Source organism: Brevundimonas sp. EAKA (genome assembly GCF_000698025.1).
Lineage (GTDB): Bacteria > Pseudomonadota > Alphaproteobacteria > Caulobacterales > Caulobacteraceae > Brevundimonas > Brevundimonas mediterranea_A.
In genome coordinates, this window is sequence record NZ_JMQR01000006.1 from 35,063 (window position 1) to 48,432 (window position 13,370).

9 protein-coding genes are annotated in these 13,370 nt (G+C 63.3%); 7 read left to right on the top strand and 2 right to left on the bottom strand.

Annotation, left to right across the window (positions count from 1 at the left end; all coding sequences use genetic code 11):
• Window positions 1-616 precede the first annotated feature (616 nt).
• Window positions 617-1,966 (top strand): hypothetical protein, encoded by a 1,350-nt coding sequence (locus ER13_RS18220; RefSeq protein WP_155988054.1) that lies wholly within the window; start codon window positions 617-619, stop codon window positions 1,964-1,966.
• Window positions 1,967-1,981: 15 nt separating this feature from the next.
• On the opposite strand, the gene ER13_RS17840 is transcribed toward ER13_RS18220, so the two are convergent.
• Together ER13_RS17840 and putA are read right to left on the bottom strand one after the other, a co-directional pair.
• A complete protein-coding gene (locus ER13_RS17840; RefSeq protein ID WP_081836084.1) occupies window positions 1,982-3,220 on the bottom strand; it encodes a bifunctional 2-polyprenyl-6-hydroxyphenol methylase/3-demethylubiquinol 3-O-methyltransferase UbiG in 1,239 nt (412 codons plus the stop codon).
• A gap of 273 nt (window positions 3,221-3,493) precedes the next feature.
• A complete protein-coding gene (gene putA, locus ER13_RS01945) occupies window positions 3,494-6,625 on the bottom strand; it encodes a bifunctional proline dehydrogenase/L-glutamate gamma-semialdehyde dehydrogenase PutA (RefSeq protein WP_052004731.1) in 3,132 nt (1,043 codons plus the stop codon).
• A gap of 108 nt (window positions 6,626-6,733) precedes the next feature.
• Between putA and ER13_RS01950 the strand changes: the two genes are divergently transcribed.
• The 6 genes from ER13_RS01950 to ER13_RS01975 all read left to right on the top strand — a co-directional run bounded on the left by ER13_RS01950 (window position 6,734) and on the right by ER13_RS01975 (window position 13,309).
• Window positions 6,734-7,195 carry an Lrp/AsnC ligand binding domain-containing protein gene (locus ER13_RS01950; RefSeq protein ID WP_035305865.1) on the top strand — a complete coding sequence of 154 codons (462 nt, stop codon included), beginning with the start codon at window positions 6,734-6,736 and terminating at the stop codon, window positions 7,193-7,195.
• Between the two features lie 139 nt (window positions 7,196-7,334).
• Window positions 7,335-9,530, top strand: a complete 2,196-nt coding sequence (locus ER13_RS01955) for an AGE family epimerase/isomerase (protein WP_035305932.1) — start codon at window positions 7,335-7,337, stop codon at window positions 9,528-9,530.
• Window positions 9,531-9,630: 100 nt separating this feature from the next.
• Window positions 9,631-10,716 (top strand): glycosyltransferase family 1 protein, encoded by a 1,086-nt coding sequence (locus ER13_RS01960; protein WP_035305868.1) that lies wholly within the window; start codon window positions 9,631-9,633, stop codon window positions 10,714-10,716.
• Window positions 10,717-10,725: 9 nt separating this feature from the next.
• Entirely contained in the window at window positions 10,726-12,225 is a 1,500-nt protein-coding gene (locus ER13_RS01965; RefSeq protein WP_035305871.1) for a phosphomannomutase/phosphoglucomutase, read from the top strand.
• Between the two features lie 56 nt (window positions 12,226-12,281).
• Complete coding sequence (locus ER13_RS01970) at window positions 12,282-12,545, top strand: hypothetical protein (protein ID WP_008263959.1); 264 nt, start codon at window positions 12,282-12,284, stop codon at window positions 12,543-12,545.
• A complete protein-coding gene (locus ER13_RS01975; RefSeq protein ID WP_052004733.1) occupies window positions 12,542-13,309 on the top strand; it encodes a Crp/Fnr family transcriptional regulator in 768 nt (255 codons plus the stop codon). The genes ER13_RS01970 and ER13_RS01975 overlap by 4 nt, the downstream gene beginning before the upstream one ends.
• The last annotated feature ends 61 nt before the right edge of the window (window positions 13,310-13,370 follow it).

Sequence of the window (13,370 nt, forward strand, 5' to 3'; positions counted from 1 at the left end):
ACCCTAACGACGGTGTTCAACCTCTAGAACCGCCGGAACAAGCGGGTCTGTGGCAGCGGATCCTGTCCCCGCTCGCAGAGGCGGCTGACCCGCCGGTGACGGCCATGATCGATTGGTCTTCGGTCAAGGCGCGACGCCCGGCCGTAGGTGCAAAAAAATGGGAGGCTCGCTCTAGGCCTTGGCCAGTCGCGCGGCAGTTGGATGACCGAGGTCCAAATGCTGGCAGACGACGCCGGCAACCCTCGGGTCGTTCAGATCGCGCCTGGTTAGGCCTCCGACATCGCGTCCGCCCACGACCTGATCGGCTACAGACGACCCAGCCTGCATATGCTCGAAAATAAGGGCTTACGACAGCGAGGCCATGCGTCGACTGCTGATCGAACGGGACACGGCACCGGTGATCCCGAACAAGATCAATCACTCCACCCGACGGCGTGGTCCGGCCTTGGACCTGCGGTTTGCGCCGACAGAGCGTCAGCCCCTGCAGCGGACATTCGTAGGTATGGGGCATGCTGAATTTCGATAAAAAGGCGCTGGAGGTTGCGGTGGAGTCTGCTAGGGGGATTGCGGATAACTGCGAATCCTCGCGTCGCTGCGGCTGAAATTGAGGTTGCCGATGATCACCACGTCAGCCCCTGGCGGCTCCGAAAACATTTCTGGCTCTGTCGACTCGCTTGAAGGCGACTATTTGCTCGGCTGGGCCGCCGCTGGCGGCGATCAACAACCGGTGATTGTCGAGGCTTTTCTAGACAAAAAGCTTATCGGGACGGCTTTGGCAGATCAGTTCAGGGGAGATCTTCCTGGCAAGGTGGCCTTCAGGCTTCAGCTAGATCCGCTACCAAGCGCGCCTGCGTTTCTTGCCGGTAATGTCGTGGTCAAGGCCCACCTGCCGGAGGGGAAGCGCGAAACGCTCACACTAAACAACCTCTTTTTAGAGCAAGTGCAGCAAAATTACGTTCTTAACAGCATCCTAAGTTTCGATAGGGAAAGATACTCTAGTCTTCTGGGCGAAATATTTTCCAAGCGTCCAGCAACAAACCCGTTTTCAGAGCGCATTTCCACTATAGAGGGGGATGAGCTGTCTACCTGCCTAATGCCAGTCGGACATCGGTCTCCAGGAAACCTTGCGGTGGTGGGGCGTCGGGGGCACATATTCCTGCTCGACGGCACAAATCATCTGATCGATCAGTATCTTGCAGACGCGGCTGATCCGCAGATCGAATCTACTGCCAATGAGTGGATTGCATGCTTAACTCAACGGAATAAAATTCTTAAGGAAAAAGGGATTGAATTCCGCCAAATCATTATACCTGAAAAAAGCACAGTTCTATCGGATCTCTATCCTGTCGATATAAGTGGTCCAACCGCTCAATTTTCTTCGATTGAGAGGAAGTTGGAGAATATTGATGGCGGTGAATTCTACGTTCCCGTTCGCGAGTATCTGACCGACCACGAAGATCGCGCCCTTACTTATAGTACCGTAGATACGCATTTCTCGCCGATGGGCTGCTACCTAACGCATAAGGTTATTATGGCATCATTGGGCGTGACTGTCGGTCCTGTGCCATTTACTCGCAGAGTCGTAGCAATGGGCGATGTCGGCAGCCGTTTTCCTGCAGCTCATCTTTGTTCTGCCGATTACTACCCTGACTTGGGTCACATGGAAGGCGGCATCGTTGATCCTAAGCGTATAGAACTCGTCGAGGGCGCTAGGCAGATCGGAACGCGTATCGTTTACGCGAACCCTGGCGCGCCGGTTCAAAAGAAGGTTGTTGCGTTTGCAAACTCATTCTTTGAGTTGGGCTTTGAAGCCAATCGGATCAGTTGGTGGATGTCCCGATGGTTCTCCGAATTCCACTTCATCTGGAGCCCAGAAGTCGATTTCGACTACGTGGAGCGGGTGAAACCGAACATCGTGATCGCTCAGACGATCGAACGTTTCCTGGTGCGCGCGCCAACTAGTTGACCTGTGGGGGCGTCATCAAGCGTCACGACGGCCCGCCACGATATGGAAACCCATTTCCGGATGGGTGACAGCATTCCAATCGGCCGGACCATTTCCCGACCCACGCACGAAATCGGCTGTTTCGAAGGTATGGTCCACAACGGCCAGTCCCTCTTCGGCCAAGCGTTCTTCCCACCACTTTTGAGATTCAAGAGTTATATGCCAAACGGCGCCCGTACGTTCGTCCTTGTCTTCGAACAAGGCGACCGATGCGACAAAGACGCCTTTCGGCGCAAGGTGCCGGCGAACATTTCGAAAGAATTCGGGAAGCAATTCACGCGGCAAATGTTCGAGAACTTCCCATGCTGTTATAATATCGAACGAAGCGACTTGCGTTCCATCGTCAAATATGCTGAACGGCTTGAGTATGTCGCATGTATTTAAATGTTTAGGAATAGACCGCCACTCCGCACGTTGATTTTTGAGTGAGAAGTCGCTGCCCTCCAATCCTATGGCTCGATGCCCTCTGAGAAGAAAATCACGCACGAGTCCGCCACCAGAACAACCAAGATCCATTGCCTTCAGTTCATGGCCGTACTGACGTTCACATGCTCGAACGAAGCGTGGAGAGCGCGTATTATCCTGAGCGGTTCCTCGCGGATGCACATGGTCATCACTAAAGATAGCGACAGGAAATTGCGTTTCGAGGCGAAATGCGCGCGGCCAGATATCGCCAATAAATGGCAATTGAATGTCGATATCTCTTTGACGTTCCCTCAAATCTTTGAAGACCGCAGTCATACCGTCGATAGCTTGCCGCACCCAAACATCAGGGCTATGCATTTCACCGATGACTCCACTCACGGCTGTTCTGACTTGCTCAAGCTGTTCGTAAAGTTCTGCGCGACGCACATCCGTTGTTGAAGATCGTTTTAGGGCTTCAATAGCGGCTCCGCGAAAAGCGGCGAGGTTTCCTGTTACTTCCCAGTAACTCGAAGCTTGCAGAAACGCGGCGGCAGCGGATGACGGGTCGTCTATCGCCTCGTGAGCTCGCCCTAACCAATGGTGTGACCAGAAGAAAAGCAGCGGGTCAGTGGCGGCGTGTGTTAGCTCCGAAAGCGCCTCGTGCGCTCGGCCGAGATGAACTAAAGCGACGCCCCGATAATAGCATAATGTCGTGGCTGGTATTGCCTGAATTTCTGAGGGCGTCAGCGCAACAATTTCCGAGAAGCGCCGATCATGCAGCATCGCTTCGATTGTTTCTGGTGACATCATTTAGGGCGCCTAGCTATTAGGCACCGAACATAGAGGCGAGAGATATGATCGCGCAATGCGCGAAAACAGGACCTCTCCACGCCTCGATACACATTTGGTGCACGGATGCGTATTTGATGCGGCAGGCGCGCTTGCAGAGCTCGCAGAGCTTGCGGAGCTTGCGGAGCTTGCGGAGCTTGCGGAGCTTGGCAGATGTAGGGCGCTCGTTTGCTCAAACGCAACAATTCCACCGGCCTATCTTCAAAGAGAACTGATCGCGGAGGCCGGTAGGCATTAAAGATTCAACAGCGCCGGATCCCCGCCCTGAGCGGCGATGTTCACGCTGATCGCCTTTTCGGAGGCGTAGCGTATCAGGCTGTTTGGGCCACCGGCTTTCGGCCCTGTACCTGAAAGCCCTTCGCCGCCGAAAGGTTGCACGCCCACCACCGCGCCGGTGATCGAGCGGTTGACGTAGACGTTGCCGGCGGGGACCAGGCCGATCACCTCGGCGGCGAAGGCTTCGATACGGCTGTGGACGCCCAGGGTCAGGCCGTAGCCGCGCGCGGCGAGCTTGCCGGCGACCGACTTCAGGTCGGAGGGGGCGTAGCGATAGATGTGCAGGATAGGGCCGAAGACCTCGCGTTCCAGGAAGTCGGGCGTGGGGATCTCGGCGAGGGTCGGGGCGAACAGGTCGCCCTTTTCCGCGCCCAGCGGCAGGTCGGCGCGGGCGATGATCCTGGCTTCCTTGGACAGGCGTTCGACGTGGGCTTCCAGGGCGCGGCGGGATTCCGGATCGATGACGGGGCCGATGTCGGTCTTGGGATCGGCGGGGTCGCCGACGGTCTGGACGGCCAGCGCGCCCTTCAGCCCCTCGATCAGGGCGTCGGCCGAGTCCTGAGGCACATAGAGAACGCGCAGGGCCGAGCAGCGCTGGCCGGCCGAGCCGAAGGCCGACTGGATCACGTCGTCGATGACCTGTTCCTTCAGCGCCGTGGTGTCGATGAACATGCCGTTCAGGCCGCCGGTCTCGGCGATGAAGGGGATGATGGCGCCGGGGCGGGCGGCGATGGCGCGGTTGATCGCTGCGGCCGTGTCGGTGCCGCCTGTGAAGGCGACGCCGTCGACGCCCGGGTGCGCGACCAGGGCCGCGCCGACGGTCTCGCCGCGCCCGGGGACCAGGGCCAGCAGGGCCGGGTTCAGCCCGGCCTTGTGATACAGGCGCACGGCCTCGGCGGCGATCAGCGGCGTCTGTTCGGCGGGCTTGGCCAGGACGGCGTTGCCTGCGGCCAGGGCCGCAGCGATCTGGCCGGTGAAGATGGCCAGGGGGAAGTTCCACGGGCTGATGCAGGCGAAGACGCCGCGTCCGTGCAGGATCAGCTGGTTGGTCTCGCCGGTCGGGCCCTTCAGCGTCTGGGGGGCGGTGAAGTCGCGCTCGGCCAGCAGGGCGTAGTAGCGGCAGAAGTCGGCCGCCTCGCGCACCTCGGCGACGCCGTCGTTCAGGGTCTTGCCCGCCTCGCGGCTGAGCAGGGCGACCAGACGGTCGAGATCGGCCTCCAGCGCATCGGCCATGGCGCGCAGGACGACGGCGCGTTTGGCGCCGCCCTGACGGTCCCATTGAACCTGGGCGGCGGCGGCGGCCGCGACGGCGGCGTCGATGTCGGCCGCCTCGGCCTCGGAGGCATGGCCCAGCACCTGGGACCGGTCGAACGGATTGGTCACGGCCTGGGCGTCGATCCCGGCGCGCAGCTTGCCGCCGACGATCGGACCGGAGGTCAGCGTCTCGCGATCGACAAGCTCCAGCGCCCTGGCGTGGGCCTCGCGGTCGGCGGCCTGGGAATAATCGCGGCCGAGGGAGTTCTGACGATCGCCGTACATGTCTTGCGGAACCGGAATCTTGGGGTGACGGTCGGGCGCCTGCTCGACCAGGGAGATGGGATCGGCCGCGACGGCCGAGGCGGGCACGCGCTCGTCCAGCAGGGCGTGGACGAAGGAGGAGTTGGCGCCGTTTTCCAGCAGGCGCCGCACCAGATAGGGCAGCAGCTCCTCGTGCCCGCCGACAGGGGCGTAGGCGCGGACGATCACGGTCTCATTGGTCCAGGCCTCTTGCGCCGCGTCGTAGAGCGCCTCGCCCATGCCGTGCAGGCGCTGGTGCTCGACCGCCACGCCCCGGTCGCGGGCCATGCGCCGCACGGCCGCCAGGGTGTGGGCGTTGTGGCTGGCGAACTGGCTGTAGATCGCCGGCGCCGCTTCGATCATGGCGCGCGCGCAGACGAGGTAGTTCAGGTCGGTCGCCGCCTTGGTCGTATAGACGGGGTAGTCGGTGCGGCCGAACACCTGGGCGCGCTTGATCTCGGTGTCCCAATAGGCGCCCTTAACCAGGCGCACCATCAGACGGCGGCCCGAGCGACGGGCCAGGTCGGCGACCCGCTCGATCGTCTCCAGCCCGCGCTTCTGATAAGCCTGAACCGCCAGGCCCAGGCCGGTCCAGCCGCCCAGGCTGGGTTCGTGCGCCAGCCGGTCCAGCAGTCTCAGCGACAGGGCCAGACGGTCCGCCTCTTCCGCGTCCATCGTATAGTTGATGTCGTACCGGGCCGCGATCTGGGCCAGGCGCAGGATACGGGGATACAGGGTCGCCCAGACGTCGTCCTCATGCGTCGCCTCATAGCGGGGCGACAGGGCCGACAGTTTCACCGACACGCCGTGGCCGTGCTCGGGGCCCTGGCCCTTCGAGGTCTTGCCGACCGCCTCGATGGCGTCGGCGTAGATCTTCTCGTAGCGGTCGGCGTCGGCGACGGTGCGGGCGCCCTCGCCCAGCATGTCGAAGCTGCACAGCCAGCCTTCCTTGTTCGACCGCTTCAGCGCGCCCTGGATGGTGCGGCCGACCACGAACTGTTCGCCCATGATCTTGACGGCGGTCGCCACGGCTTGGCGGATGAGAGGCTCGCCTAATCGCCCGGCGATCCGCTTCAGGAAGCCGGGCAGGTCGCTGCGGGCCTCGTCATCGACATCGACCAGTTTCCCGGTCAGCATCAGGCCCCAGGTCGAGGCGTTGACGAACAGGCTGTCGGACTGGCCCAGGTGGCTGGCCCAGTCGGCGGATCCGATCTTCTCGGCGATCAGACGATCGCGCGTCTCCTCGTCCGGCACGCGCAGCAGGGCCTCGGCCAGACACATCAGGGCCAGACCCTCGCGGGTGCCCAGCGAAAACTGTTGCAGGAAGCTTTCAACCACCCCCTGTTTCTTCTGGCTGCGGCGGGCGTGTTCGACCAGGGCCGTCGCCTCCGCCACCACGGCGGCGCGCTCGGCGGCGTCCAGCGGCGTCCGGGCCAGGTTGGCGGCCACGGCCTCGCGCTCGTCGCGGAACTTGTGCGCGTCCAGACCGTCCCAGGCGGCCAGGCTCGAGGGCGTGAAGGCGGGCGAGGTCATGGCGGAAAATCCTGTGGATTTCCGCCGTATAGGCCGGAGTTCATTGAAGGTGCTTCGTATGATACGAGACCTGACCGAAGATCGTTCGGTGCAGGGCCTCGATTTCCGATGATCGATATAGACGCCGTCGACCGCCGCATTCTTCGGGTGCTTCAGACGGACGGCCGGCTGTCCAACGCTGAGCTGGCGCGCCAGTGCAACCTGTCGCCCGCCGCCTGTTTCGAACGGGTCCGGCGGCTGCGCGAAAAGAAGATCATCACCGGCTACGCCGCCATGATCGACCCGGCCAAGGTCGGCCGCGATCTGCTGATCTTCGTCGAGGTCCTGCTGGATCGCACCACCGGCGACGTCTTCGAAGCCTTCGCCGCCGCCGTGCGCAGCCAACCCGAAGTGCTGGAATGCCATATGGTCGCCGGCGGCTTCGACTATCTGATCAAGGCCCGCGTCGGCGACATGGACGCCTACCGCGCCTTCCTGGGCGACGTCCTGGTGCGTATGCCGGGCGTGCGGGAGACCCGGACCTATGCGGTGCTGGAAGAGGTGAAGTCGACGACGGTGCTGCCGCTTTAGAGAAGATGGCCTCAGTTTCCGGGGTCAGACCGCAACTTCCGGTCAGGCAAAGGAGGTGACGAGGCCGCCCGCCGCGCCTAATAGGCAGAACCCTTGATCGTTCACGGCGTCGATAATGGCCACCCTCTATCCGGTTATCATGTGTGGTGGTTCAGGAAGCCGTCTCTGGCCGGCGTCCCGGCCTTCGCTTCCTAAACAATTCATCCCGTTGGCTGGAAATCGCTCGTTGTTCCAACAGTCTGTTGCGCGCGTGAACGCCATGACGCACGGAGGGGGTGAACTCATCGTTGTCGGCGGCGGCGCGCAACGGGCGGTCATCCTGGACCAGCTTGACGAGATCGGCGTCACCGCCGTCATCCTGCTTGAACCGGAAGGGCGGGACTCTGCGGCGGCCATGGCCGTCGCCGCACTTTGGACCAGCCGCCGCGCGCCCCACGCCGTCAATCTGTTCGTGGCGTCGGACCACCACATCCCCGACGACGAGGCGTTTCGCCGATCGGTGAAAGAGGCCGTTTCCGCCGCCGAGTCGGGTCGGATCGTCACCCTGGGCGTGGTTCCGTCAGAACCCTCGTCGGCCTATGGCTATATCGCCCCCTCCGGCCCAGGCTTGTCGGAGGTCTCCGCCTTCGTCGAAAAGCCGGATCAAGCAACCGCCCGACGGTATATTTCCGAAGGCTATCTTTGGAACAGTGGGAACTTCATCGTCCGCGCCGACGTGCTCGTTCGCGAAATCCTGGATCGGGCGGCCGCCGTTGGAGAGGCGGTCCACACCGCACTGGATCAGGCCGAAATCGACGGCCCCTATGTCCTGCTTGGGTCCGGCTTCGCCTCGGCTCCCAAGATTTCCATCGACTACGCCGTGATGGAGAAGACAAGCCGCGCCTCGGTTCTGCCGGTCCGATTCGAATGGTCGGATCTCGGCGCCTGGGACTCCGTCCATGCTTCGGGCGAAGGCAGCGTCGGCCTGCACATCCTGGAAGACTCGGAAGGCTGCCTGGTTCGGGCCTGCGACGGGGTGATGGTCGCGGCCATCGGCCTCAAGGACATCGGCATTATCGTCGAACGCGACGCCGTGCTGGTGACCGACCTTCGCAAGAGCCAGGACGTCAAGAAGGTGGTGGAGCGGCTGCGCAAGCTTTCGCCTCAGCATCTCGACTTCCCGCCCGCCCATGCTCTGGAATCCCTTGACGCGGGGGCGGCACGGCTGACGACCTGGCTCCGACAGGTCGCGCTTCCCGTCTGGTCCAGCCTGGGCCAGGATTCGATGGGCGGTTTCGAAGAGGTGGTCGCCCTGGACGGACGTCACGTCGCCACATCGCGGCGCGCGCGCGTCCAGGCGCAGCAGTTGCAGGTCTATGCCGAGGCGGGGCGTCATGGCTGGCGAGGTCCCTGGAAGGCGGTGGTCGACACCGGCCTGGATCGTCTGCGGGCCGTCTATCTTCGACCTGACGGCCAGATCCGAACCCTGCTGGCGGCGGACGGTTCGCCCCTCGACGAAACCGCGACGGTCTATGATCAGGCCTTCCTGATCTTCGCCCTGGCCTGTGTCGCCGATGCGACCCACGCTCCGCAGCTAGAGGTCGAAGCTGCGGCGGTGCGCGACCTTCTGCTGGAACGTGCAGACAGCCAAGGAGGACTGACGGAACAGGGCAGCCATCCCTATCAGTCCAACGCCCATATGCATCTGCTGGAAGCGGCCCTTGCCTGGGAAGACACCGGCGGGGACCAGGCCTGGGCCGTGCTCGCCGACCGCATCGTCACCTTGGCGCGCGCCCGTTTCATCGACCCGGAAACCGGTTGCTTGCGTGAATTCTTCCAGCAGGACTGGACGCCCGCTTCAGGCGATGATGGGCGTTTGGTGGAGCCCGGCCACCAGTTCGAATGGGCCTGGCTGATGGCGCGGTACGGCCGAAAACGCGCAGACCCGGCCCTCCTCGCCGACGCTTGGCGGCTCTATGAAGCGGGCCTCAAGGGCGTCGACCTCAAACGCGGCATCGCCATCGACGCCATGAACATCGACGGCGGCGTAAGAAGCCCGCGCGCGCGCCTTTGGCCCCAGACAGAATGGTTGAAGGCCTCCCTCATCCTGGCCTCGCTCAGCGACGACGGCCGGCGCGCTCTTTGCCTCGAACAGGCCGCCAGAGCCCAGAGGGCGCTATGGCGCTATCTGACGCCGCAGGGCCTCTGGCATGACAAGATGCTGGAAGGGGGCAAATTCATCGACGAGCCCGCACCGGCCAGCTCCTTTTACCACATCATGGCCGCCTATGTTCAGACAAGAGAGACCCTGAGCACGCTGGAGCCCGACAGGATCCCGGCCCTTCGCCTCTCATAGGGGTTTCCCCTACTCAAACACCCACGACCGTCTCGCCTTCGTCATCCGAACCGTCTAGAAGTTCCGCCCTTACTCAACGGCTCAGGGTCCGCCCGCCTCCATGCGCATCGTTCTGGCCACCGACGCCTGGGAACCTCAGGTCAACGGCGTCGTCCGCACCCTGACCCGCACCGTCGCGGAATGCCGCGGCATGGGTCACGAGGTCGAGGTCATCGAACCCAGCCTGTTCAAGACCATCCCCTGCCCGACCTATCCGGAAATCCGGCTGGCCCTGGGCGCGGAGGAAGAAATCCGCGAGATGCTGCGGGCGTTCGAACCCGAGGCCGTGCATATCGCCACCGAGGGTCCGATCGGCATCGCCACGCGCCGCATCTGCGTGGAATGGAAGCTGCCGTTCACAACCAGCTACCACACCAAATTCCCCGAATATGTCTCGGCCCGGTTCCCGATCCCGGTGCAGGTCGGCTACGCCTATATGAAATGGTTCCACAAGCCGTCGGGCCGGCTGATGGTGGCGACCCCGACCCTGCGCGACGAACTGGTCGAGCATGGGTTCAAGAACGTCTCCCCCTGGTCGCGTGGCGTGGACACGGAGATGTTCCACCCCGATCTGGAGCGCATCTACGACCAGATGGGGGGAAAAGACTGGCCCCGGCCCTTCTTCCTGAACGTCGGACGGGTTGCGGTGGAAAAGAACATCGAGGCCTTCCTCGAGCTGGACCTGCCGGGCACCAAGATCATCGTCGGGGACGGCCCGGCCCGCGCGGAGCTTCAGGAAAAATATCCCGAGGCCAAATTCCTGGGCGCACGTTTCGGCGACGAATTGGCTCGCTGTTTCCGCGACGCCGATGTCTTCGTCTTCCCCAGCTGGACCGACACCTTCGGCCTGGTGATTCTGGAGGCCATGGCCGCAGGAACCCCGGTCGCCGCCTATCCGGCCCATGGCCCCATCGACATCATCCCCGGCTCGAACGCCGGCGCGATCGACGAGGACCTGAAGACCGCCTGCCTGAAATGCCTCGAACTCGACCGCAAGGTCGTCCGCGCCTATGCGGAGAAGTTCAGCTGGCGCGCCTCGGCGGATCAGTTCGTCGAGAATCTGCAGCCCTACCCCGAACCGGAACGCGGCCGTTTCTGGCGCCGCCTGCGCCGCATCGCTCGCATTCGCAAGCGCGCCGCAGCCTGAACACGCAGAATGCTCAAGCCCCGGCAGGATTTGACGCCGAATACGGCGGACTATGAGAATCTGGCCTTCGTGAAACCGACGGGGTTCCGGGAATACGACGCCCGCTGGATTCTGGAAAAGGAGATCAATCTCCTCGGCATCCAGGCCCTGGGCCTGGGTCTGGCCACCTATGTGCACGAGATCGGCGTCGCGCCCAGGATCGTCACCGGCCATGATTTCCGCGGCTACAGCCTCAGCGTCAAACAGGCCCTGATCCTGGGCCTGCTGGAAGGCGGGATGGAGGTGCTGGACGTCGGCCTGGCCCTCTCGCCCATGGCCTATTTCGGCCAGTTCGAACTGGACGCGCCCTGCGTGGCCATGGTCACCGCCAGCCACAACGAGAATGGCTGGACCGGGGTCAAGATGGGAGCGAACAAGCCCCTGACCTTCGGGCCCGAGGAGATGGGCCGGCTGAAACAGATCGTGCTGAACGGCGAGGGCGTGGCCCGGCCGGGCGGCAAGCTGGTTCGGGTCGAGGACTTCCGCGAGACCTATGTGGCCGACGTCGCCTCCAAGGTGCAGATCAAGCGCCCGCTGAAGGTCGTCTGCGCCTGCGGCAACGGCACCGCCGGCGCCTTCGCTCCCGACGCCCTGCGGCGCATGGGGGTCGAGGTGATCGAGATGGACACCGACCTCGACTACACCTTCCCCAAATACAATCCGAACCCCGAAGACCACGCCATGCTGGTGCAGATGGCCCAGCGAGTGCGCGAGACGGGCGCCGACCTGGCCCTGGGCTTCGACGGCGACGGCGATCGCTGCGGCGTGGTGGACGACACGGGCGAGGAGATCTTCGCCGACAAGATCGGCCTGATGCTGGCCCGCGACCTGTCCAAGGTTTATCCGGACAGCACCTTCGTGGTCGATGTAAAATCGACCGGCCTCTACAAGACCGACGAGATCCTCAAGGCCAATGGCGCCGAGGTGGTTTATTGGAAGACGGGCCACTCCTACATCAAGCGCAAGACCGCTGAACTGGGCGCCCTGGCCGGGTTCGAGAAGTCAGGCCACTTCTTCATGGCCGGAGACCTGGGCCATGGCTACGACGACGGCCTGGTGGCCGCCGGCGCGGTCCTGGCCATGCTGGACCGCAATCCGGGCAAGAAGCTGAGCGAACTGAAAGCCGGCCTGCCCGACGCCTGGACCAGCCTGACCATGTCGCCCCACTGCGACGACGAGCTGAAGTACGGGGTGCTGGAGCGGATCGTGAAGGAATACTCGGATCTGGCCGCGGCGGGCGGCAAGATCCTGGGTCGCAAGATCCTCGAGGCCATCACCGTCAACGGCGTGCGTGTGCACCTGGAGGACGGCTCCTGGGTCTTGGTTCGCGCCTCGTCGAACAAGCCCGAACTGGTCGTGGTGGTCGAGAGCATGCGATCCGAGGACGACATGCGCGACCTGTTCCGCAGGGAGATCAAGCCCCGCCTCGCCGCCTATCCCGAAATCGGCGCCTTCAACCAGGAAATCTAAGGCTGAACCAATCGGCCTGACGACCGCTTCCTGCAGACCTGCTGCTGGAGGCCCGATTGCCGCATTTCTATTTCCACACCGAAAACGGCGACTGTATTCGCGATGACCAGGGCGAGGATCTGCCCGATGTCGAAGCCGCCCGCGAAGAGGCGGTCACCGTCCTTGGGGAGATTCTGCGCTATCGCGGCGCGGCATTTTGGGAAACGGCGTCGTTTAGCGTGATCGTGACCGATGCCGACGGCCGCACGGTAGTCAGCGTCACCGCCCGGGCCTCGGACGCGGCGCCGGAAGGTTGGACCTTGCAGGAGACCGGCGAATGACCACCGTCTCGCCCCCCTCCAGGATCACCACCCTGGTCGAGAAACTCTCGCTGCGCGATCAGGTCGCGCCGGATGAGATCGAGGCCCTGAAGGATGTGCTCGATCCGCCGCGCGAGATTCGCAGCGGCGCGGACATCGTCAGGGAACATTCCCATCCCCTGCACAGCACGCTTCTGATCTCCGGCTTCTCGGCCCGCTACAGCAGTCTGGCGGACGGCGCGCGCCAGATCACGGAGCTCAATGTGCCGGGCGATTTCATCGACCTGCACAGTCTGCTGATGAAACAGATGGATCATGGGGTCGTGGCCCTGACCGACTGTGTCGTCGCCTCCGCCCCCCACGCCAAGCTGATCCGGCTGACCGAGCGCCATCCGCACCTGACGCGGCTTCTATGGCTGGACACCATCATCGACGCCGCCATCCATCGCCAGTGGCTGGTGGCCATGGGGCGTCGCAGCGGCCTGGGTCACCTGGCCCATCTGGTGTGCGAACTCTATCTGCGTCTTCAGGCGGTCGGTCAAACGACGGGAAAGACAGGCGGAAAGGCCGATGGAATGCGTTTCGACCTGCCCCTCACCCAGGCGACCCTGGGCGACGCCCTGGGCCTTTCAACCGTTCACGTCAGCCGTCTCGTCACCGAGCTGCGCGGCGAGGGGGTGGTCAACTGGAGCGGCCGACAGGTGGAGATCCTGGACTGGCGCCGGCTGGCCGAGATCGCGGAATTCGACGCCACCTATCTGCGCCTTCAGAACGAGCCGGTGTAACGGCTTAACCCATGTTATCGCGCGCGGCTCCGCTTCGCGATTGATCGGCCCATGCTCCGAC

Excerpts from the sequence above, each read along its gene's own strand:
- ER13_RS18220 (WP_155988054.1), top strand. The coding sequence starts at position 617 with ATGATCACCACGTCAGCCCCTGGCGGCTCCGAAAACATTTCTGGCTCT.
- ER13_RS17840 (WP_081836084.1), bottom strand. The coding sequence starts at position 3,220 with ATGATGTCACCAGAAACAATCGAAGCGATGCTGCATGATCGGCGCTTC.
- putA (WP_052004731.1), bottom strand. The coding sequence starts at position 6,625 with ATGACCTCGCCCGCCTTCACGCCCTCGAGCCTGGCCGCCTGGGACGGT.
- ER13_RS01950 (WP_035305865.1), top strand. The coding sequence starts at position 6,734 with ATGATCGATATAGACGCCGTCGACCGCCGCATTCTTCGGGTGCTTCAG.
- ER13_RS01955 (WP_035305932.1), top strand. The coding sequence starts at position 7,335 with ATGTGTGGTGGTTCAGGAAGCCGTCTCTGGCCGGCGTCCCGGCCTTCG.
- ER13_RS01960 (WP_035305868.1), top strand. The coding sequence starts at position 9,631 with ATGCGCATCGTTCTGGCCACCGACGCCTGGGAACCTCAGGTCAACGGC.
- ER13_RS01965 (WP_035305871.1), top strand. The coding sequence starts at position 10,726 with ATGCTCAAGCCCCGGCAGGATTTGACGCCGAATACGGCGGACTATGAG.
- ER13_RS01975 (WP_052004733.1), top strand. The coding sequence starts at position 12,542 with ATGACCACCGTCTCGCCCCCCTCCAGGATCACCACCCTGGTCGAGAAA.